Raw genomic sequence first — 22,898 nt, 5'->3', positions numbered from 1 at the left:
CTCCATCTCATTTTTCTTACCTCCTTTAATTTTAAATAAAGCGCTACGGCAGAACTGTAATCATCGCTGTTCCAGTTGCTGAACCACCGCGACCATCTTTAACTGTAAGTTTTATTGTATTTGTTCCAGCGCAACACAAGGAAGCGGAATACTTTACAGTTCCACCACTGCCGTAAATGTAGCCGAGCGTAGCCTCCCATTCAAATGTCAGATCATCACCATCTGGATCTGATGCATATGCCGTGATGGTTGCCGTCTGGTAAACCCTGATTGTAGATGGTTTAACTTCTATTTTTTCTATAACTGGTGGATTATTTAAAGATGGGGTTATAGCTTCGCTCTTGCAAGAGACGAAAAGAATAGAAAGTATAAAAACCATATGGACAGCTTGATGGATTAATGGTCTCTTTTGCGATAATTTTTCTTCAAAATTTGTTGGACAAGAAAGATATATTTTCATCTTTTCATCTCCTTTTGTTTTAAACTATGCAACAGCTCATCACACTAATATCTCTTGTGAAGGCAAGCGATGCTATTTTTAACGCTTCCGAAAATGTCGGGAACACAAAAGTCGTGTCAATTATGTCGTAGATTGTTAATTTAAATTTAACCGCTATACCAGCTGAGTTTATTATTTCAGCTGCGTCGTGGGAGACGATATGAACACCGACTACCGTCGCATCTCTTGGGTTTATGACCATTTTTATCAAGCCCTCATCTCTTTTAACGGCAATAGCTTTTGGGACAGAGGAGAAATTCACGGTTCTACAAGCGCATATATTTAACCTTCGCATTAGCTCTTTTTCAGTTAAGCCAACGCTTGCAACTTGTGGAAATGTAAAAACGGCGTGGGGTATGGATTCGTAATCAATCTTTAAGTTTTTTCCTTCAAGCGCATTTGTAGCTGCGATGTTACCCTCTTTTGCTGCGACCGTCTCAAGAAACATCTTACCGATACAATCCCCAGCTGCCCATATGTTCTTTGAACTTGTTCTTAATGTGTCATCAACTTTAATGAAACCACGTCCATCAACTTCAACACCGGCATTTTCAAGCCCAAGATTTGAGGTATTGGGAGTTACACCAGTTGCGAGCAAAATTTCATCCGCTTTGAGGACAAATTCATCCTCTCCCATCTTTAATTTTAAAATTTTCATTTTCCCATCTTGAAATACCTCTTTTATTTCAGCCCCCGTGAAAAATTCTATATCCCATCTCTCAAGCAAATGCTTGAGAGCGAGGGAAATTTCGGGTTCCTCAAGTGGTAAAATCCTCGGTTCTTTTTCAATCACAAATACCTTACTCCCAAACATTGCGAACATCTGCGCAAATTCAAGTCCGAGAGGTCCAGCCCCAATGACGATTATTGATTTGGGAAGATTTTCAAGCGAAAGTGCTGTTCTGTTCGTCAAGTAATTTACTTTTTCTATACCTTTTAATGGTAAAACCCTCGGCGATGAACCAGTTGCAATTATAATTTTATCAGCCCAGTAAATTTCACCGTTTATGGAAATCTCATTTGGGGATCTGATGTAACCTTTACCTTCAACATAATCAACCGTTTTAAAAGATGAGACCACATCAATGTAATTTCTTTGCCTTATCTTGGCAACAATTTTATCCTTTTCCTCTATGACCCTTTTAAAGTCAACCCACCCATTCAGTTTATAATCCAATGATTCAAACCTTGAATTTTTTCCATAGCTGAAATCATACGCCATCTCAAGTAAAACTTTACTTGGGATACAGCCGACATTTACGCATGTGCCACCGATGGGGAGATCCGAGTTCACGATTAAAGCCCTTGCACCGATGTCGTTTGCCTTCGTAGCAGCTGCGAATCCGGCTGCTCCTCCACCGATAATTACCAAATCGTATTTTTTCACTTCTTATCTCGTTTTTGTTTTACATTTTTAACTTTAAAGCCAGATTCATTTATCAGATAAGTTATGTCCGAAACTTTTATCTTTTTTTGGTCAAATTTCACCTCAATCTCCTGCTTTGAAAAATCGGGCGAGAACCAGGCGATGCCATCTTTCTCCTCAAGTGAGTTCTTTATCGGGATAAAACACGCTTCGCAATCCATGTCTTGAACTTCAATTACAACGCTTGACAACCCGGTTTCGGATGATAATTTTGCATTTGTTGAACTCGTATTTATTATGTTTGGGAAAATGAGAAGGAAGGTGATTAATATCGTTGCAATCCAAAGGGATATTTTTGATAATTTGCCTGGGGTTTTGACCTTGCATTCGCCATCTTCACATAGAACCCTATGCTTTTTGAAGTAAACCACATAAAATCCAAATGCAAGGGCGATTATAGCTATTATCATAGACGGTATCCTCAAGGATGAGAATTTTGCAAAGGATGCACCAGCTCCTATTCCAATAAGGGCTGAAACAATCGGACCGATACAACAGATTGACCCAATGAGTGCAGAAGAAATAGCGACAAGGACAAATGAAATTTTATCTTTCATTTTTCCCTTCCATCATTTATTTGTTGTAAAGATTGAAAGGTTATTCGCTTTTTCGTAAACTTCATCAATTACAGCGAATAGGTCTTTAAGATACTCGTTGAATTGATTTTTTCGCAGGGAGTAAAAAATCGTTCTTCCTCTTCTTTCCGATGAAACAAGTCGAAATAGACTCAGACGCTTCAACTGATGAGATATCGCTGAGACATTCATCTCAAGTATCTCTGCCATATCACAAACACAGAGTTCTCGTTCAATTGAGAGTAAATATAAAATTTTCAACGCGGTTTCAGTTCCAACTGTTTTAAATAAAAGCGATAAATTTTTGATTTCATCCGTTGATTGTTTAATCCGCCTTTTTAGCAAGATTGTTTCTGGTTGGCTTTGGGTTGTACCTATGCAAGTTTTTCCGTTGATCTTTGCTTTCCTCATGGCTTTAAATTTTTTTATTTGAATAATTGTTCAAATATAATAACAAATTACGAGCAAACATAAGTTCCAACCTTTTGAAAATTTGTGAGATTTTATTAAATTTTGTCAAAAGCTCGGGGCGTAGCGCAGATGGTTAGCGCGCTTGGTTCGGGACCAAGAGGTCCCCGGTTCGAGTCCGGGCGCCCCGACTTTTTAACTTGCATCAACCTTAATTCACAGATAAAAATTAAGTGATGAAAACAAGGCAGAATACACTTTCTGCACTTTTTGATGAGTTTTTTAAAAGTGAGAAATCCGGTGGGATTTTACTCGTTTGTTGCACAGTTATCTCACTTTTACTTGCAAACTCACCCTTTCAATATAGTTATTTAAAAATTTGGAATTTTCAAATCGGGGGTCACAGTTTTACGCATTGGATAAATGATGGATTGATGGCCGTTTTCTTTCTGTTAATTGGGCTGGAGTTAGAAAGAGAAATCTATGTTGGCAAACTTTCAAATATTAAAAACGCATCACTCCCATTCTTTGCAGCACTTGGTGGGTTACTTGTTCCTGCGGGGATATTTTTGCTTTTAAATTTTGGGACGGACACTCAATCTGGATTTGGAATTCCGATGGCAACGGACATAGCTTTCGCATTGGGTGTGCTTTCGCTTTTGGGCAATCGTGTTCCCGAGTCGCTCAAAGTTTTGTTGACAGCATTAGCTGTTATTGACGACCTCGCAGCGATTATTATTATTGCGATTTTTTATACGCATTCATTAGCCTATACATATCTGTTTTTGGCTCTTGGTATTTTTGGGATATTGCTGATATTAAACCGATTGAAAGTGCATAATTTGATCCCTTACTTAATCGGTGGGGTTGCGATGTGGTATTTTATGCTTCACTCAGGCGTTCATGCAACGATCGCAGGGGTTTTGTTAGCATTTGCCATCCCGTTTGCTGGTAGTGAAGAAAAATCGCCTTCATACATTCTGCAACATTGGCTTCATAAACCCGTTGCGTTTTTTATTCTGCCTTTATTCGCATTGGCTAATACCTCTATCATTATTGAAAGTGATTGGTATGCGGGTTTAACGAATACGAACAGCCTCGGTATTTTTGCTGGACTTGTGGTTGGGAAACCCTTTGGGATTTATTTTTTTAGTTTCATAGCCGTTTCTCTTGGACTTTGTGTATTGCCGCGGGACTTGAAATGGAAGCATATAATTGGTATCGGGCTTTTGGGAGGTATCGGTTTTACAATGTCAATTTTTATTGCGTTACTTGCATTTGATGAACCGGAGATAATCACACAATCTAAAATTGCAATTTTAATTTCCTCACTTGTAGCCGGGACGCTTGGTCTTTCATGGCTTCGTATAACGCTAAGAAAATAAATTGAAACTTGAAAGGGGTAAAGAATTATTTTTTTATTTCGCCAGCACCGTCTTTTCTACATCAATAAATTCGCCTGCTTTCCACTTCAAGCCCCTTATTAAAAACCTCCTAATCTCACGGCTAAGTCCCCGTCTATTTATTGCTTTCTCCACCTATGGCTATTGCACGAACATTATTATCAAGCAAACCGGAATTTGAAAGGTGTGGGTGAAAAATTAACGACACTCTAGGGGAAGGGGATTTGTGGGGAAATCTTAATTTAAAAATAAACCCTTATCTCAACTTGTGCGATATGAACAGTTGAGTTTGGTGTTAGGCGGGCGTTATAGCTTCCGTTAAGTTGAATATAATCCCCAACATTGTAAGACCCTGTTAACCGGATCATCAAATTTTTCCCTTGATAGTTTCCTTCAACGAGCTCATAAGCAATATCTCCAGCGCCGCTTGTGATGGCTTCGTGTCTTTCAACCTCAATATCAATTCTACCTCTGCTGATAAAAAGCCAACCGAACTTAACACTTTGACGATTTAAATCAGCCCTTCTATCGTTCATTAAATTCTTGTTCCTTGTCACTCCTATCCCACAACTTAACTCAATGAAGGTAAACGGTTTATAAAAGATATCAAAGTTCAATCCCCTGCTTTGTATCTCAAAGGAATCTCCCAATTTAAATCCGCCAATTGATTTCTTCGCTTTGCTTAGAACCTCCCATTGAAATCCAAGCTCTTCATCGGGATACCATCTTACTCGTATTGTGTTCTCAATGTTTGATGTCTTCCTAATTGCAATGTTATAAGAATACAGCGAGCCCGTCTTTAAAAATCTATATCTCAAGTTAAACTTTCTGTTGTTTTCAAAAAGAAAAATATCTTGTCTGATTGTCATAGTGCCGTTTATCGTTTTGTTTTCCTGTTGAAAGTATCTCAGATTCAAAAGGTAAATTTTTTGCCATGGTTCGGTGCTGCTTTCAGAGACCTGAAGATATGTATCGCTTGAAAAAAACGATAGAATCTTGATTAGCCTTCCCGGGTTGAATCTAACATTTAAACTTGCCTCAACATTTGCTGTCGGTATGAATTCGCTTCCTGGGACTGTGAACATGATGTAGTCACCGTCAAATTTCGTCAATTCAAATTCATTCGGGTCTTGAATCCCGTTACGATTGAGATCGCCAAGATACCTGTAGTTTCCAGTTCCGGGTTGAACTTTTATAAAAATAGGTTCAAGTCTTGTCACCATTCTCGTCATCGCTCGGTAGATAAAACTAGACCTTATGGTTCTGTTAAAAATCTCTGCCCTGCCTTGTAATCTTGCTATAGCATTGTTGATTTCCCTTTTTGTGTCGCCATCCGTAAAGAATTTTTTATTGAATGTCAAATCGGTGTTCAAACTAAACTTATCGCTTTCAAATTTCAATTTATAGTTTTGATTTCTCGTTACACTTGACCTTGAGAAGCTTCCACCTCTTACAGCATCATCAAACCTTGTTTCATATGAAAATTCAAATGTTAATTTCTTGAAATGAAATGAAACGCCAGGGATTAACCTTGCGAATCTAAAACTTTCCTGGCTTAAAGAATCACCCCTTGTTACGGTTTTCAACTCCGCTTCATAATTGACAAATGGCGAGAGAAAACCAACCTTGTACCTTGCACCACCTTTATCCCTTAGCCATTTAGAGTTTAAATCGCTTGATTTTGAAGTTAAAATCTCAGCGACATTTTTAAACTCAGGAAGTTTATCTTCTTCAATTTTAACTTCAAATGTGGTTCTGTTGGTTTTGAATTTGTCTTCGTTTTTCAGAACGCCGAAGCTCCCGACAAGCGAGCTTTTTTTAAAGAGTTCAATTTGTAAAGATGATTCAATTATTGACTCGTTGAGGTTTTCGCTTTCGTTCATCAAGTTCCATTTTCGGTTGAATTCAACAGCGTTGTATCTGTCTATCCCGGCGAAATTTTTATTTCTTTGCCTTTGGAACAAGTTGAAATTAATTTTTCTCAAGCCCTTATCCGATATCTCCCCACTTGAATAAGCCAGACCATACTTCAGCGCCAACCCGCGATTATCTCCGTCATCAAGATTTGAAAACTGGTTTTTATCAAAATTGCTAATCCCCGTTTCAAGCAAGAATTCAAATTTTTCTGTTTTGTATTTCGCTTTTAGATCAAAAAGTTGTGAAGATTGGGGGGCAGGTATGAAAACAATTGGTAGATATTCACCTTTATTTTTCCCGACGAACTCGTATTTTCCTATCCCTTTGCGTATGTAATCACCCTTGCCAGGTCCAACATAAGAAAAGCTCACTGAGTAAAGCGCTTCTTTATCCCCTGGTGAATAGACAAAGATTTCAACTCTTGTTGAATCAATAAGCGTATCCTTTTTGACATATTGACCCCTGCCGATCCCTTTTGATGAGTCAAATCCAACAAAGTTAACGCCACTTTTTATTGCTTTAAATGGGTTGTCTCCGCTTGATCGCAATATCTCAATATCAGATTGTGTCAAGGCAATATCAATTGGGGCGTTTTTATTATCAGCATCGTAAAAATATGACACCGATAAATTAAATTTTTCATCAAAAAGTAGATTGTCAGAGACGAAGCCGAAAAAATTTCGTGCATATTTTCTATCAGTGTATTGGAAGTCAACTGTTATCCTTGACGCTGAGGTGATGAGTCGGTTTGGCGTAAATGTTATCTCAGCAGTTGAGTAATCAATCACATAATCGTTGCTTTCTCCACGGGTCATAATTTCGCCGTCAACATAAACTTTTTCAGTTCCAGCTATGACGATTATATCTCTCTCGCCGTTTTGACCCGTCAGTTTATATGGACCTTGTAAGCCATCAACTCCGTTAAAATAATTCGTTGCGAATTTACCTCGGGATGAAGCGATGGTGAATGTGTTCCTTGTCTTTAAAAATCCTTGTTCAAGCTCACCTTGAAATTTTCCACCCTGCAATCTTCTTCTGACAAAGGCGAATTCGGGTGCATCCTTGAAGTATAAATTTTTATCATCGCTTAATTGGTATCCAATATCATAATCGCCAAATGTCGCAAATAAATTTTTTGATTTCACTTGTATAAAAATTTTGTCTATCTCCTGAAGCGTTTGGGTGTTCCCCTCTGGCTGGATCGGGATGTTTTCATCGGTTAACGATGCGACAACTTCAACATCCTTTGTTAAGTTTCCCGAAAGTTGAAGGTTAAAACCAGATTGAAGTGTAAGGTCGCGATTACTCCCGAGCGTAAATCCCCTGACGATGCTCCCGTTTTTTCTGATATTGCCGAGGTAGGGAGTTGACGCATCATTTTTTGCCTCAATTAAATGGGTTTCACCTTCTGACGGATTTGAGTCCGATGAAGTTATTTTTCTGTATTTAAAAAATTTATCCTCAATCGGTATTGCTTTATAATAGACATACACTTCAACTTCCGATTCAAACTTATGCAAGAGGCTTTTGTTAAGAATTATCTTCCCGCTTCCATAGTCAATTGTGTAGTGAATTCCTGGGAGAATTAAAATTGAGTCAATTTTTAAAATTTCACTTTCGGGGATGATGAACCTATGCGGAAGGTTTATAAGTGTGTCATCTTTTGAAATTTTTATTCTGATTTCCTTCACCTGCGCCACGCACAAGGTGTTGAGGAGAATTAAAGCGAGGATAAGTCGTCTCATAATTGTTTTTTTAGTGGCATTTTCATAGATTAATTTGAAATTTGTCGCCTCAAATTGAAAATTAAAAAGGGAATTTTTTTAATGCAAAGTATCCTTGTAACCGGTGGTGCAGGTTTCATCGGGAGTAATTTCGTCCGCTATATCTTACAAAACTATCCCGATTTGACGGTTGTAAATCTTGATAAACTCACCTACGCAGGAAATCTTGAAAACTTGAGGGATGTTGAGGACAACCCGAATTATCATTTCGTAAAAGGGGATATATGTAACCAAGAGCTTGTTGAATATGTGGTTAGAAAGTTTAATGTTGATGTGGTTGTAAACTTTGCTGCTGAGTCCCATGTTGACAGAAGCATACTTGGTTCGGAGGTTTTCATGCGGACAAATGTCATTGGAACCCAAGTTTTGCTTGAGGTGGCGAAAAAATATGAGATTGAAAAATTCATTCAAATTTCAACCGATGAGGTTTATGGTTCGCTTGGCCCAACGGGCAAATTTACTGAGGATATGCCTCTTTCTCCGAATTCACCCTATGCAGCAAGCAAAGCGAGTGCTGACCTTTTATGTAGGGCATATTTTAAGACATTCGGCGTTCCGATTATAATAACAAGGTGTTCAAATAATTTCGGACCGTATCAATTTCCCGAGAAGCTTATACCGCTTATGATAATAAATGCGCTGAACGACAAACCATTACCTGTTTATGGTGATGGTGAGAATGTCCGTGATTGGATTTATGTCCTTGACCATTGTAGAGCTATTGACTTTGTAATTCAAAGGGGTAAACCAGGGGAAATTTATAACATTGGGGCAAGTAACGAATGGCGAAACATTGACATAGTTAAGTTGATACTTAAGAAACTTAACAAGCCAGAGTCATTGATAAAATTTGTTAAGGACAGACCCGGGCATGATAGGAGATATGCGATGGATTGGACGAAGATAAAAAGAGAACTTGGTTGGGAGCCGATTTTTAGCTTTGAGGAGGCAATAACTGAAACGATAAATTGGTATATCCAAAACGAGGACTGGTGGAAAAAGGTCATAAGCGGTGAGTATCAAAATTATTATCAACTCTGGTATGGTGAGAGATTGAAAAATTAAAATGAATTTGAGCGATGCGACGATTTTTCTTAATAATTATGGTCATCTTTTTTAATACAGGGCTTTTATGTCAAGTTGAAACTAAAATGGGCGAAGAAAAGGGATTTGTGAAGTTTGGAGATGTTTTCAAACAGGCACAGAATTTACAATTTCCGATCTTTGATCCAAATGTTTTGACTCTTGAGAGACCGATTGACCCGGAAAGCTATATTGTAGGTCCTGGGGATATTTTAAGCGTTAACATATGGACTTCGCCCCCGCTTAACTTTCTCGTTCAGGTCACTGTTGAAGGAACTGTGATAATTCCGACGGTTGGCGAAGTCAAGGTTGCAGGACGAACGCTTTCAGATGCTAAGAAGGAGATGATGCAGAAGATAAGGGCTAAATATATTTCCGGTGAGATAAGTGTGACGCTTGTTGCACCGAGAACATTTTATATAACCATAACTGGCTATGCCCCAAGATATGAGAAATATAAAGTTCGGTCAATTGACAGGGTTTCAAATGCGTTAGCGCTTGCTTTTCAACCTATTGATACCTTTAGGATAGAGCGAAGAATATTGATGGCTGATAGTGTCAATTTCAGGAAGATTCAATTGCGAAGAAATGGGGCTATTTTAAATGTTGATTTGAGGAAATATTTTGCCACAGGGGATGATAAATATAACCCGTATCTTCTTGAAGGGGACTGGTTGATTCTTCAAAGGCGAGACCCGAATTCGTTCGTTTCAATTTACGGGGCGGTGAATAAACCTGGGAGTTATGAGTTCGTTGAAGGTGATAAATTGAGAGATATAATTGAGATTGCTGGCGGGACACTTGAGAGTGCTGACATTGAAAGAATTGAGATTTCACGGCTTGATGAGCAAGGCAAAATCAAAGAGAAAATTTATGTTAATTTTAAAGACATTTTGAACGGTTCGGTTGAAGATATATCGCTTGAGAGAAACGATAGAATTTTCGTCCCGGAAAAGAGAACTTTGAAACAGGATTATAAAGTGACAATTACTGGTGAAGTTAAACGTCCGGGGACATATCCAATATCAAGAAATGGAACTATGTTAAGTCAAATTTTAAAAGAGGCGCAATTGACAGAGTATGCTGATGTTGCGAATGTGTTGGTGATCAGCGGTGGGGTTAACAATCCGATCGCCGTGCGAATTGATACCCTCCTTCCGCTGCTGTTGTTGAAGAATTTTGTCTTTCCAAGTTCTGATTCGCTTTATTTTTCTTATGAAGTTGATGTTTTAAAGTCACTCAAATTTAAATCAATTGATGCTGAAAGGGTCATCTCTGGGCTTGAGGATTATGAGCTACAGGATGGGAATCTGATTTATGTCCCGCCAAGATATAACTTCGTCTATGTCTTCGGTCAGGTTAACAATCCGGGGTTTGTTTCATATGAGAAGGGGAGAGATTACAGATATTACATTTCAAGGGCGGGGGGTTTTTCGCAATTTGCACGTAAAGGCGATGTGAAAGTTATCAAGAGAAAAACTTATACATGGAGCGACGCTGAAGATGTTGAGATTGAGCCTGGTGATTATATTTTCGTTCCCAAGAAAATTATAAGGGAGCCGATTTATTACTGGAATCTTGCAAAAGATATCATCTTGACCGTCGGTGCGGTTGCTTCAACGGTGGCAACGATAATCTTGATCTCAAATCAGTTAAAAACGAAATGAACACGCTTTAAATAGATGAGAATGCAATATAAAGCTGAACTTCTCTTATTATTCATAACGCTCATTTGGGGTGGAACATTTAGCATAGTTAAGATCGCTCTTAATGATGTTTCACCTTTGCTTTTCCTTAGTGTTAGATTTGGCGTCTCAACAATTTTATATGTCGTCTTCTTTCGGGTTAATCTTAAAGATTTTGACTATTTAGTGTGGCGTGATGGTCTGATAGTTGCCTTTTTTCTCTTTGCTGGCTTTGCACTTCAAACGGTCGGCTTAAAATATACAACCGCTTCAAAGTCTGGTTTCATAACGGGGATGCTTGTTATCTTTACACCAATCGCTCAGCTTCTAATAGAGAAGAAACCGCCAAAGGTTGGAAATCTGATCGGTATATTTCTCGTGATGCTTGGTCTTCTCTTTCTAACATCGGGTGAAGGGTCAATTGAAAATTTTATTTACTCCCTCGGCGGTAATTTCACAATCGGTGATTTTTTGACGCTTTTTTGCGCAATTATGTTCGCTTTATATGTCGTTTTCATTGACATTTATTCAAAACGCCATCGGACGGGAAAGCTTGTTTTCATTCAGTTGGCTTTCACTTCTGTTTTTTCTTTTCTTGTTTCCCCATTTTTTGAAGATGTTAAATTAAATTTGAACCTTGGCTTTTTCCTCGCCATAGCATACACATCAATTTTCGCAACTATACTTGCAACCCATATTCAAACTGAATATCAAAAATATACAACGCCGACAAGAGCGTCAGTTATATTTACTATGGAACCCGTCTTTGCTGCCTTCATAGCGAGGATTTTCTTAAATGAAAAATTTTCTCCCTTTGCACTTCTTGGTTCCTTTCTTATGATGTCCGGGCTTTTGGTGTCAGAGCTTTCCGATTTGGCTTTTAAAAATAGAGAAAGTTTGAGAAATTTTTTGAGCAAAAAATGAGTTTTATTTTAAAGGCAAGCCGGTGAATTGAAAATAAAAAAATTAAAATAGATGAGAACGATTCCAAAGGATGCAACAATATGTGTAGCTATGAGTGGCGGTGTTGATTCTTCTGTTGCTGCTTTGATTTTAAAAGAGATGGGATATAATCTTATAGGGATAACGATAAAGACATATAATTACGAAGAAATAGGAGTTCAAAACGAGCACAGCTGTTGTTCGCTTGAGGGGATTAACGATGCGAGGATGGTTGCAACGAAGCTTGGATTCCCGCATTATGTAATTGATCTTACCAAGGAATTCAAGCGTGAGGTGATAAATTATTTCATCAGTGATTATCTTGACGGCAGAACTCCGAATCCGTGTGTTATGTGCAACCGAAAGATAAAGTGGGAGGCATTGATAAGAAAAGCAACCCTGCTTGGAGCTGATTTTATAGCGACGGGTCATTACGCACGATTGAGCTTTGACGAAGGAAAAGGAAGGTATATCTTGATGCGTGGTGTTGATAAGTCAAAAGATCAATCATATGCTCTTTGGGGATTGACGCAGGAAAGTTTAAGCAAAACTATTTTTCCACTAGGCGAGCTTACAAAGCAGGAGGTTCGTGAACTTGCAAGTAAATATGGATTGAAAATAGCCAATAAGCCGGAGAGCTTTGAGATTTGCTTTGTTCCAGATAATGATTATGTTAGTTTTCTCTTGAAAAATGTCAATGGACTTGCTGAAAGGGTAAGCGGTGGTGATATAGTTATGGATGGTAAAGTTGTCGGAAAGCACAAGGGTTATCCGTTCTATACAATCGGGCAGAGAAAAGGTCTTGGCTTGGCACTTGGTTATCCAGTTTATGTCCTTGGAATTTACCCGGAGACGAATATAATTGAGGTTGGAACCGAGGATAAACTTTATCACAATGCTTTGATTGCTGGAAATGTTAATTTAATTTCTGTTGATAAGGTTGAGGATGGGATGAGAGTTGTCGCCAAAATAAGATATTTGGATGAGGGAAGTCCCGCAACGCTTGAAAACTATGATGATGGAAAGATTATTGTAAAGTTTGACTCACCGAAAAGAGCAATTACCCCAGGTCAGTCAGTCGTGTTTTATGATGGTGATGTCGTTGTGGGCGGAGGTATAATTGAGAGGGCGATTGATATTTAATAACGGTCAAGTTTAAATTTTTCCCCGAGGTATAGTTTTCTCGCCTCGGGGTCATTTGCGAGAAATTCAGCAGTTCCCTCCTTTAAAATTTGCCCCTCAAATAAAAGATACGCTCTGTCAGTTATTGAAAGCGTCTCGTGAACATTATGATCGGTTATCAAGACGCCTATATTTCTGTTTTTTAAATTAGCGACTATGTTCATTAGATCCTCAACGGCGATCGGATCAATTCCAGCGAACGGCTCATCAAGCAAAATGAACTTCGGGTCGGTTGCAAGAGCTCTTGCAATTTCAGTTCGCCTTCTCTCACCGCCACTTAACATATAACCCTTGCTCTTTCTTATATGAGCGATTCCAAAATCCTCAAGTAATTTCTCAAGTTTTTCCCTTCTTTGTTCAGGGGTCAAATCCATAACCTGTAAAACAGCCATTATATTTTCTTCAACGGTTAGTTTCCTGAATATACTCGCCTCCTGTGGTAGGTAGCTTATTCCTAATCTCGCTCTTTTATACATTGGCATCTTGGTTATTTCAATTTCATCAATGAAAACTTTCCCGGCGTTTGGTTTTATCATCCCGACAATCATATAAAATGTCGTGGTTTTTCCGGCTCCGTTTGGTCCGAGAAGTCCAACGACTTCACCTTGTTTGACTTCTATGCTTACATTTTTGACGACATATCTTTTCTTATATCTTTTATAAAGCGACTCCGCACGCAAAACGCTTATGCCTTTATTACCGACCTCGTTACTTTTATTTGACCCAAACGATTTCAAATTTATCATTTTTGCTTGGTTTTCTTTTTATATAATTGAAGCCCTCAAGGTTAAAACTTGTCTCTTTTCCTTCTACCATTTCCTCTGGATAATAAATTCCCTCAATCCCACCGGCGATTTTTATCCTGTTTATCTTTCCGTCTTTAAATTTTATCCACACGCTATCTCCACTGACATAGTTTGCGCCGTTTGCCTTTTTATCTCCTTTATCGTTTGTTTCAAAGATATAATACAAACTTATCGCATTTTTTACAACATGAACTTCATCAATTTTGTTGTCCTTGAACCTTATCACCATGGATTTGCCTTTCAACTGATTGAAGCGCTCCGGATAAGATGTGTCCGCTGGTTCAATTATGAATGCTGACCCATAGACATAAACTTCATCAATTTTTCTTTCTTTAAGTTTTACAACCACCGAGTCACCGGAAACTTGACTATCCCCATACCATATTACAGGTTTTCGCCACAGGATTATGATTTCTTTTTTGTCGTAATAAAAAACATCGCCACAGATAGCCGATAGATTTCCCCTTACAATTACTACGCTATCCGTCGCCGAAAACATACTGACATTTGTATCTCTAAAAGCTTCCATAAATTTCCCGATCACTATCAAGGTGTCAATTTTTCCATCCGAGGTGGTGTCAATTTGAACAAGCTTTGGGCTATTTCTGATGACGCTATATTTTGTGCTATCATAATTTTCAAAATAGTCACCGTAAATTGTGATGTTATTCTCAAGGTTTTTAATCACAACATTCCCAACAGCAATGGATTTTTTTTCGGTTCTATAATAGAAAAGCTGTTCTGCGGTTATGACCGTCGTTGAATCAACAAGTTTCACATTTGTTTTAAATGTAGCAAGTTTTTTTTGTGTGTCGTAGCTTCCATGGTCTGCTTCAAGGGTTGTTCTTCCATCGGTTAATTTTACATTGCCATCGCAAATGGCAATTTTTTTGTCACCTAGATAAACACCTTGATCCGCTTCAAGAAAAAGCGTGTCCTGGCGAACCTTCAAATTTCCATAAGCTTCAATTCTATTTTCGTCAACATATTGGATTGCTCTATCACACCAAAAATATATATTTTCGTGCTTGAGTTGAACATTACCGATAAGCTCGCGAACAACCTTTGAATCGTATTTCCTGCCAATCAAGCTGTCGGCGTGTATGAGTTGGATTAATTTTGTTTGTTGTTGGGAGTTTGTTTGAGATGTGATTAGCAATGAAAGTGCTATGAGGATATATTTCAGAAAGCGGATTTGCACAGATTGAAAAAGATATTAATTTCAAATTCTTAATACGACTTTTCCAAAAACCTCTCTTTCTTCAAGAATTCTATGCGCCTCTTTTGCTTCTTCAAGTGGTAAAACAGCGTGGATTACGGGTTTAAGTTTTCCATCTGTGAAAAATTTTAAAACTTCCATTAATTCCCCTTTGCTTCCCATATATATCCCCTCAATTGAAAGATTTTTCCCATAGACGAACCTCAGTTCAATTGGAACTTCACTTCCACTTGTTGCACCCAAGGTTATAAGTTTTCCGCCTTTTTTGAGAGATTTAAGCCCCTTCATAACGGTGTCAAAACCGACATGGTCAAGTATAAGGTCAATACCTTCTCCTTGTGTTTCAATTTTCAATCTTTCTTGGAAGTCCTCTTTTTTGTAATTTATCAAGACATCTGCACCAAGTGATTTTGCTTTTTCAAGTTTTTCATCGCTTCCAGCGGTTGTGAAGACGAATGCGTTGAAAAGTTTGGCTATTTGTATTGCTGCTACTCCAACGCCACTTCCAGCTGCGTGTATTAAAACTTTCATCCCGGGTTTTATCCCTCCGCGAGTTACAAGGGCGTGCCAAGCGGTCAGGAAAACAAGCGGTATTGACGCAGCAGATTCAAAATCAAGATTTGCTGGGATAGGTAGGACATTCTGAGCGGGTAAAACTACATATTCAGCATAAGTTCCATCTTTTTGAACGCCAAGGATGTGGTAGAGTTTGCAAAAATTTTCCCTTCCAGAGACGCACTCTTGACAAACACCACATCCAATCCCAGGTGAGATTAAAACTTTTTCCCCAATTTTTAAATTTGTCACACCATCCCCAACTTCAACTATAACTCCCGCGCCATCAGCTCCAAGTATGTGTGGAAATGGGATTTTGTAAAGCCCGTTTCTAACCCATATATCAAGATGATTTAAACTCGCAGCTTTAAGTTGAATTAAAACTTCTCCTGCTTTGGGTTTTGGCTCGGGAAGTTCCATAAGTTTTAATTTTTCCCTACCGCCGAATTCGGTAATAGCAACAGCTCGCATCTTAACCTCCATTTTAATATGGACTTGTAATGAAAATTAGCAGGAACAAATTGACAATGACAAACTTTAACAGGTTTACAGCTCTTGGCTTTTTTGATTTTAAAAAATTTAGAAGGTAGGAAAGCGCAAATGTTGTGCTTGCAAGTGCTACGAACAAGGAAAACGCAAATGGATATTCAAGCGAATTTCCAAGCAGCGCGTAAAATGAGTGAAACGGATTAACAGGGCTTCCATAGACCACCATCAGGTGAAAAACATAGGCAAATAATGATTCCATTCCAAGCAACTGTATGGGGTAAATTTTTAAATTTATTTTGCTGTCAATCTCCCATATCGCACAAAACAGAATCACCACAAACGCTAATCTTGAAATCGCAAGAAACGGGCTTGAATAAATTAAGTTTGTGTCTGGCTTTAATATTGCCTCGTAAATTATTTGCAATGCTGTTGCGATTGGGAAGAGAGCGAAAGATGCGATGGATATTTCTTTGAAGAATTTTTCAGTCGTTCCATTTTTACTTGCTTTTATGTATATGTAGCCGAGATAACTACCAAACATCACAAATCCGGACCATGGGAAAAATGGAAATTTTGAGCCATTGAAGGTGTTTAAATACTGGGATATCGGAAGAGGTAAAAATTTTGAGAAGTCAATCGTGAAGAATATTTGAGATGTAGCAAAAATTAAGGCGCCCAAGTATAACATTAAGTTTGCGAATTTAGCCTCGTCCTTGATAAGAAACAAAGTGATTTGAAGGAAAAGAAGCGTAAGACCTATCACTTGCAAGACATCTGATGAAAATAATTGAGCTAATGTTTGGAAATCTGATTCGTTCAGAATTTTTTTCAGAGAAAGGTATGGCAAATGCAAAAAGTAGCCGAGTAAGGTTATAAATAAAAACTTCCTCAAACGTTTGATGAATTTTTTGCTGAATTTAAAATATTCATCGGCGCGTTTTAATGTCGTAATTGAAAAAGCGAAGCCAGAAATGAACAGGAACATCGGTGCAGTGAAGCCACGAAAGACAGTGTAAATTTGAAATGCTAAGGACATTTTTTCCGTAGGGGATAAAACCGCATCTGCTGTGTGACCGTGAAGCATTAAAAGTATCGCAAGACCCCTGTAAACATCAATGAACCTCAAGCGTCCGTTCATGTCTTGAGAAATTTCTCCAACTTTTGTTTTAATTTCTCCTTACCGAAATATTCAACAAGAAGCGGAAGTTCCGGTCCGTGTGTTTTGCCTGTGAGCGCAATTCTTATGGGCATAAATAGATTTTTCCCCTTTATACCTGTTTCGTTTTGTACCTCTTTCGCTATAACTTTGAATTTTTCTCTGTCAATTTCGGAATCAAGATTTTGGAGTTTTTGGATGAATTTTTCAAATACGAGTTTGGTCGTATCAAGTTTCAAAATTTCCTTTGCCTCGCCATTTTCAATCTCAATGTCATCAGCGTAAAAAATATCAACATGTTCAACTATTTGTGCGAGATATTCAAGATGTGTTCTAACAGCTTCAACGATTATTTTGACTTTTTGGAAGTTTGAAACATCGTAGCCCTTTTCCTTTAGGAAGGGGATTGCAAGTTGAGTTATCCTGTCAAGGTCGGAGTTCTTTATATAATGTGCGTTCATCCAGTTGAGTTTTTTTATATCAAAGACGGCCCCGGACTTATTAACCCTTTCAAGTGAGAACTCCTTTATTAACTCATCAATCGTGAAGAATTCCCTTTCATCTCCGGGGTTCCAACCCAGAAGAGCAATAAAGTTGACAACTGCTTCAGGGAGATAACCTTTTGCCCTGTAATCCTCAACCGCTACATCTCCCTGTCTTTTGCTTAGTTTTGTCCTATCTGGGTTGAGAAGCAAAGGCAGGTGTGCAAAGTAAGGTTTCTCCCACTGAAAATAATCATATAGTAATATGTGTTTTGGCGTGCTTGGAAGCCACTCCTCCCCTCTTATCACATGGGAGATTTTCATATAGTGGTCGTCAACTACAACAGCGAGATGATATGTTGGGAAACCATCCGACTTTAAAAGTATTTGATCGTCAAGAACTTTGAAATTAATCGTCACATCACCGCGAATTAAATCGTTAAATTTCAGCTCGCCCCATTCAGGGATTTTCATTCTAATTGTTTTTGGGATGCCCTCGTCAAGCTTTTTCTTTACTTCATCAGGCGTTAATCTTCTGCATGTCCCATCGTATCTCGGAGGTTGTTTTAATCTGATTTGTTCCTGGCGCATTTTTTCAAGCCGTTCTGGGGAACAGAAACAATAGTAAGCATATCCCTTTTCAACGAGTTCAAGAGCATGCTTATGGTAGAGTTCAAGTCGTTGCGATTGAATGTAAGGTCCGAAAGGACCACCTTTTATAGGACCCTCATCAAATTCAATTCCAGCCCATTTGAGGGTTTCAATGAGATTTTCAACAGCACCAGGGACGATTCTCGTTTGGTCGGTGTCTTCAATGCGTAGGATAAATTGACCATTGTGCTTTTTTGCGAAAAGGTAATTGTAAAGTGCCGTCCTCAAACCGCCAACATGCAAAAATCCTGTCGGACTTGGCGCAAATCTTGTTCTTACAGACACAACACAAATTGATTTTGTTTTGGAGTTAAATTTATTGAAACAAAGTTTGAAAAGCAAAATTTGGTTAAATTTGACTTTTTAAGGTAATTTTTCTAAAATTAGGTGAAAGTAAAATTTATTCGGGGATGATTGCCATGAACGAAATTAAAAACTTAATTGAGCTCTTTGAATTCGGGGTAAAAACCTACCGCAATCCCAAACTCTTAAACTACAAGTCAAGCGATGGGGTTTGGAGGTCAATCCCTGCGGAAGAAGTTGCAAAGAGGGTGCGAAACATCGCCCTTGGGATTCACTCGCTTGGAATCGGCTATGGGGATAAGGTTGCACTGCTTTCCGAGAGTAGACCTGAATGGACGATGACAGACCTTGGAATTTTGTCACTTGGTGCAATTGATGTCCCAATCTATACAACCCAATCACTCCCACAAGTTGAATTTATTTTGACGAATTCAGAGTCAAAGTTAATTTTCATCTCAACTAAACAGCTTTATGAAAGGGTTTTGCCTGTGCTTGAAAAGGTTGGACTTGCGGATAAGGTTATAGTATTTGAAAAGGAAGCGCCTGCATCTGGTGTTATGACCCTTGAACAACTTGAAGCAATTGGAGCCAAGTTGAATTCTGAAAATCCATCTCTTTATGATGAGTTAAAGTCAAGGATAAAGCCAGACGATGTTGCCACCATAATTTACACTTCTGGGACGACTGGAGAGCCGAAAGGTGTTATGCTTACACATTCTAATCTTGTTTCAAATGCAGTAACTTGTGCATCGCTTTTCACTTGGAATGCCCCGGATGAAGTCGCTCTAAGTTATCTTCCGCTTTCTCATGTTTTTGAGAGGATGATAATTTACCTTTACCTTTACATTGGAATTCAAATTTGGTATGCGGAGTCAATTGAAAAGCTTGCGGAAAACTTAATTGAGGTCAAACCAACCGTTATGACAACTGTTCCGAGATTTCTTGAGAAAGCCGAGGAGAGGATGCTCGCTCAAGTTCAAACCATGTCACCCTTAAAGCGAAAAATTTTTAATTGGGCGATGGGTATAGCAAGGCAGTATGACCCGGAGAAAAGGTTTCCGCTTTCTTACAGGATAAAGCATAAAATTGCTGATATTCTTGTTTACAAAAAGCTTCGTGCAAGATTTGGTGGAAGGTTTAGGTTCATTGTTTCAGGTGGTGCTGCGCTTAGACCCGATCTGGCGAGGATTTTCACTGCTGCTGGAATTCCCGTGCTTCAAGGTTATGGTTTGACCGAGACATCTCCGGTCATTTCTGTCAATCGGCTTGAAAGGAACAGGATCGGGTCGGTTGGTCCGGTAATACCTGGTGTGTGCGTTAAAATTTCAGCTGAAGGGGAAATACTTGTTGATGGTCCAAATGTCATGAAGGGATATTACAAAAATGAAAGGGCAACACTTGAAGCTTTTGAAGGGACCTGGTTTAAGACAGGTGATATTGGCTACATTGATAAAGATGGTTTCCTTTTCATAACTGACAGGAAGAAAGACCTTATAAAGACAAGCGGTGGGAAGTTCGTCGCCCCACAGGTTATTGAAAATCTCCTTTCTGCTAGCGTTTATGTTGATAAAGCCGTTGTAATAGGGGAGGGGAGAAAGTTTGCATCTGCGTTGATTTTCCCAAATTTTGAAGCACTTAAACAATTCGCAATGGAAAACGGAATTGAATTTTCCAGCAACGAAGAGCTTGTCAACCACCCAAAGGTTCAACAGTTATATCAAAGCATAATTGATGATGTGAATAAACATCTCTCGCAATGGGAAACGATAAAGAAGTTCGCTGTTGTCCCGGATGTCTTGACAATTGAAGCTGATTATCTTACGCCGACATTGAAAGTAAAGCGAAGGAATGTAGAGAAAAGATATGCTGACTTAATAGAGTCATTTTACAAAGAAACATAAAAAACAAATCGGGGTTAAAAATGCGACCTATCAAAAAAGTTGCTGTTCTTGGTGCAGGTGTCATGGGTGCTCAAATAGCAGCGCACCTTGCAAATGCTGGAATCCCGTCTTATTTGCTTGACATTGTCCCACAAGAATTAACCGAAGAAGAAAAAAGAAATGGCTTGACGCTCCAAAGTCCCGAGGTCAGAAATAGGATTGCAAGAGAAGGGCTTGAAAGAGCGAAAAAAATTAAACCGAACGCTTTTTTCATTCCTGAGCTTGAAAAACTTATCACGATAGGAAATTTTGAAGACAACCTTGACTGGATTAAGGATGTTGATTGGGTGATTGAAGCGGTTGTTGAACGGCTTGACATAAAGCGTGAGCTTTTCAAGAAGGTTGAAATGGTGCGAAGACCCGGGACTATAGTAAGTTCAAACACTTCTGGGATACGAATTAGTGAGATAGCTGAGGGTTTTAGCGATGACTTTAGGAAACATTTTCTTGGCACACATTTTTTTAATCCGCCAAGGTATATGAAACTTCTTGAGATAATTCCGACAAATGAAACTCTTCCGGAGGTTATTGAAACAATAGCTGAATTTGGCGAAAAAGTTCTTGGCAAAGGGATAGTCTATTGCAAGGACACGCCAAACTTCATCGCAAACAGGATTGGCGTTTTGGCTGTGATGTATGTTTTACATTATATGCTTCAAAATAACTTCACTATTGAGGAAGTTGATGAACTCACCGGACCTGTGACGGGGAAACCGAAAAGCGCAACTTTTAGGACGCTTGATATTGTTGGGCTTGATACTCTTGTTCATGTTGCAAATAATCTTTATAATGCTGTTCCAGATGACGAGATGAGGGAGTATTTCAAAGTGCCCGATGTCGTTCAAAAGATGATAGAGAACAAGTGGCTTGGTGAAAAATCGGGACAGGGGTTTTATAAGCGTGTAAAAAAAGCTGATGGTGAAAGTGAAATTCTCACACTTGATTTTTCAACAATGGAATACAGACCAAGGCAAAAGGTGAAGATCGGATCGCTTGAAATGGCTAAAACCGTTGACGATTTAAGGGATAAGATAAAAATTTTGATGGAGTCAAAAGATAAAGCGGGGAAATTTTTCTGGAACACAACAAGCGCTGTCCTTGCTTATGCTTCAAATAGAATTCCTGAGATAAGCGATACGATCGTTGATATAGACAATGCTATGAAATGGGGTTTCAATTGGGAGGTTGGTCCTTTTGAGCTTTGGGATTTAATAGGCGTTGAAAGGTCAATTGAGAAAATTGAGTCAGAGGGGTTTAAAGTTGCTGATTGGGTGAAGGATATGGTCAATTCGGGTAAGAAATCATTTTATCAAAAAAGCGATGGCGAAATTTTCTTTTACGATGTCGCTAAAAAAGATTATTCAAAGTTAAGGACGAGACCAGAATTTATAAACCTTGCGCTTTTGAAGGAAGACAAGCGAAAGGTTATTAAACAAAATGCCGGTGCAAGTTTAGTTGATATTGGAGACGGTGTTATCTGTTTTGAATTCCATACGAAGGCGAATGCAATAGGTGAGGATATACTTGTGATGGCAAATTATGCGATAGAGGAGTTGGAGAAAAATTATGAGGCGCTTGTTATTGGAAATCAAGGACAACACTTTTCAGCTGGTGCAAATCTTATGTTGATACTTATGCTTGCACAAGAGGGTGAGTGGGATGAAATTGACAGAGCTGTTAGGATGTTTCAGCAGATGAACATGCGGATAAAATACGCTTCTAAACCGGTTGTCGTTGCCCCACATGGGATGACGCTTGGAGGAGGTTGTGAAATTGTCTTGCATGCACCAAGGGTTCGCGCTTATGCTGAAAGTTATATCGGTTTAGTTGAAATAGGAGCTGGTGTAATTCCCGCAGGCGGTGGGACGAAAGAAATGCTTTTGAGAGCTATTCAAAAAGCGCCAAAATCTGTTGATATTGATTTAACCCCATTCATAAGAGAGGCGTTTGAAACAATTGCTTATGCGAAAGTATCAACGAGCGCACTTGAAGCTAAAAAACTTGGCTACCTAAGAGAATACGATTCAATCTCAATGAACAAAGATTTCCTCATCCATGATGCTAAAAAGATTGCTCTTGCAATGGTTGAAGAGGGATATAAACCACCTCTACCGCCGGAGATAATTGCGCTTGGGAAACAACTTTATGCAAATTTCCTCGTAGCTATCTATTTGATGAGGGAAGCAAACTATATAACTGAATATGAAGCTCACATCGGGAGGAAACTCGCCTATGTAATGTCAGGCGGTGATTTGACATCCCCACAGGTTGTAAGCGAGCAATATATACTTGACCTTGAGCGTGAAGCGTTTTTGAGCTTGTGTGGCGAAAAGAAAACGCAGGAAAGAATGCAATATATCTTAAAATATGGTAAGCCATTAAGAAATTAAACC

17 protein-coding genes and 1 tRNA gene are annotated in these 22,898 nt (G+C 38.8%); 8 read left to right on the top strand and 10 right to left on the bottom strand.

Features of this window, described 5'->3' with window-relative positions; all coding sequences use genetic code 11:
* Positions 1-43: 43 nt before the first annotated feature.
* From FKZ43_RS00795 to FKZ43_RS00780, 4 genes are read right to left on the bottom strand one after another with little or no spacing between them, the layout of a single operon-like run.
* Complete coding sequence (locus FKZ43_RS00795) at positions 44-460, bottom strand: Ig-like domain-containing protein (protein ID WP_140943967.1); 417 nt, start codon at positions 458-460, stop codon at positions 44-46.
* A 19-nt stretch (positions 461-479) separates the two neighbouring features.
* Complete coding sequence (gene merA / locus FKZ43_RS00790) at positions 480-1,886, bottom strand: mercury(II) reductase (protein ID WP_140943966.1); 1,407 nt, start codon at positions 1,884-1,886, stop codon at positions 480-482.
* Positions 1,883-2,482 (bottom strand): cation transporter, encoded by a 600-nt coding sequence (locus tag FKZ43_RS00785; RefSeq protein WP_140943965.1) that lies wholly within the window; start codon positions 2,480-2,482, stop codon positions 1,883-1,885. The genes merA and FKZ43_RS00785 overlap by 4 nt, the downstream gene beginning before the upstream one ends.
* A 12-nt stretch (positions 2,483-2,494) precedes the next feature.
* Positions 2,495-2,911 (bottom strand): ArsR/SmtB family transcription factor, encoded by a 417-nt coding sequence (locus FKZ43_RS00780; RefSeq protein WP_140943964.1) that lies wholly within the window; start codon positions 2,909-2,911, stop codon positions 2,495-2,497.
* A gap of 114 nt (positions 2,912-3,025) precedes the next feature.
* On the opposite strand from FKZ43_RS00780, the gene FKZ43_RS00775 reads away from it, so the two are divergent.
* Together FKZ43_RS00775 and nhaA are read left to right on the top strand one after the other, a co-directional pair.
* Positions 3,026-3,099 (top strand) — tRNA-Pro (locus FKZ43_RS00775).
* Positions 3,100-3,144: 45 nt separating this feature from the next.
* Complete coding sequence (gene nhaA, locus FKZ43_RS00770) at positions 3,145-4,293, top strand: Na+/H+ antiporter NhaA (RefSeq protein ID WP_140943963.1); 1,149 nt, start codon at positions 3,145-3,147, stop codon at positions 4,291-4,293.
* Between the two features lie 260 nt (positions 4,294-4,553).
* Here the strand turns inward: nhaA and FKZ43_RS00765 are convergent, their stop codons facing one another.
* Positions 4,554-7,919, bottom strand: a complete 3,366-nt coding sequence (locus FKZ43_RS00765) for a DUF8818 domain-containing protein (protein WP_140943962.1) — start codon at positions 7,917-7,919, stop codon at positions 4,554-4,556.
* Positions 7,920-8,054: 135 nt separating this feature from the next.
* On the opposite strand from FKZ43_RS00765, the gene rfbB reads away from it, so the two are divergent.
* The 4 genes from rfbB to mnmA are packed head-to-tail and all read left to right on the top strand — an operon-like array spanning position 8,055 to position 12,865.
* Entirely contained in the window at positions 8,055-9,077 is a 1,023-nt protein-coding gene (rfbB, locus tag FKZ43_RS00760) for a dTDP-glucose 4,6-dehydratase (RefSeq protein ID WP_140943961.1), read from the top strand.
* A 14-nt stretch (positions 9,078-9,091) separates the two neighbouring features.
* Entirely contained in the window at positions 9,092-10,762 is a 1,671-nt protein-coding gene (locus FKZ43_RS00755) for an SLBB domain-containing protein (protein WP_140943960.1), read from the top strand.
* A 15-nt stretch (positions 10,763-10,777) separates the two neighbouring features.
* Complete coding sequence (locus FKZ43_RS00750) at positions 10,778-11,704, top strand: DMT family transporter (RefSeq protein ID WP_140943959.1); 927 nt, start codon at positions 10,778-10,780, stop codon at positions 11,702-11,704.
* A gap of 51 nt (positions 11,705-11,755) precedes the next feature.
* On the top strand, positions 11,756-12,865 hold the full coding sequence (gene mnmA, locus FKZ43_RS00745; protein ID WP_235894652.1) for a tRNA 2-thiouridine(34) synthase MnmA: 1,110 nt from the start codon (positions 11,756-11,758) through the stop codon (positions 12,863-12,865).
* On the opposite strand, the gene lptB is transcribed toward mnmA, so the two are convergent.
* The 5 genes from lptB to gltX are packed head-to-tail and all read right to left on the bottom strand — an operon-like array spanning position 12,862 to position 18,547.
* The gene (lptB, locus tag FKZ43_RS00740) at positions 12,862-13,650 is read right to left on the bottom strand and encodes an LPS export ABC transporter ATP-binding protein (RefSeq protein WP_140943958.1); all 789 of its coding nucleotides are present in this window, start codon (positions 13,648-13,650) and stop codon (positions 12,862-12,864) included. The genes mnmA and lptB overlap by 4 nt on opposite strands.
* Complete coding sequence (locus FKZ43_RS00735; protein ID WP_140943957.1) at positions 13,619-14,911, bottom strand: OstA-like protein; 1,293 nt, start codon at positions 14,909-14,911, stop codon at positions 13,619-13,621. The genes lptB and FKZ43_RS00735 overlap by 32 nt, the downstream gene beginning before the upstream one ends.
* A 21-nt stretch (positions 14,912-14,932) precedes the next feature.
* The gene (locus FKZ43_RS00730) at positions 14,933-15,955 is read right to left on the bottom strand and encodes a zinc-binding dehydrogenase (protein ID WP_140943956.1); all 1,023 of its coding nucleotides are present in this window, start codon (positions 15,953-15,955) and stop codon (positions 14,933-14,935) included.
* Positions 15,956-15,968: 13 nt separating this feature from the next.
* Positions 15,969-17,111: a heparan-alpha-glucosaminide N-acetyltransferase domain-containing protein gene (locus FKZ43_RS00725; RefSeq protein ID WP_140943955.1), complete on the bottom strand. Its 1,143-nt coding sequence runs from the start codon at positions 17,109-17,111 to the stop codon at positions 15,969-15,971.
* Positions 17,108-18,547, bottom strand: coding sequence for a glutamate--tRNA ligase (gene gltX, locus FKZ43_RS00720; RefSeq protein ID WP_140943954.1), 1,440 nt, complete (start codon positions 18,545-18,547; stop codon positions 17,108-17,110). The genes FKZ43_RS00725 and gltX overlap by 4 nt, the downstream gene beginning before the upstream one ends.
* A 134-nt stretch (positions 18,548-18,681) precedes the next feature.
* Between gltX and FKZ43_RS00715 the strand changes: the two genes are divergently transcribed.
* Positions 18,682-20,466, top strand: coding sequence for an AMP-dependent synthetase/ligase (locus tag FKZ43_RS00715; protein WP_181180193.1), 1,785 nt, complete (start codon positions 18,682-18,684; stop codon positions 20,464-20,466).
* A 20-nt stretch (positions 20,467-20,486) separates the two neighbouring features.
* A complete protein-coding gene (locus tag FKZ43_RS00710) occupies positions 20,487-22,895 on the top strand; it encodes a 3-hydroxyacyl-CoA dehydrogenase/enoyl-CoA hydratase family protein (protein ID WP_140943952.1) in 2,409 nt (802 codons plus the stop codon).
* Positions 22,896-22,898 lie beyond the last annotated feature (3 nt).

This window comes from Candidatus Thermokryptus mobilis (assembly GCF_900070205.1).
Taxonomy (GTDB): domain Bacteria; phylum Bacteroidota; class Ignavibacteria; order Kryptoniales; family Kryptoniaceae; genus Kryptonium; species Kryptonium mobile.
Note: the sequence above shows the minus strand (reverse complement) of the source record. Positions and strands in the feature narration are given on the sequence as shown.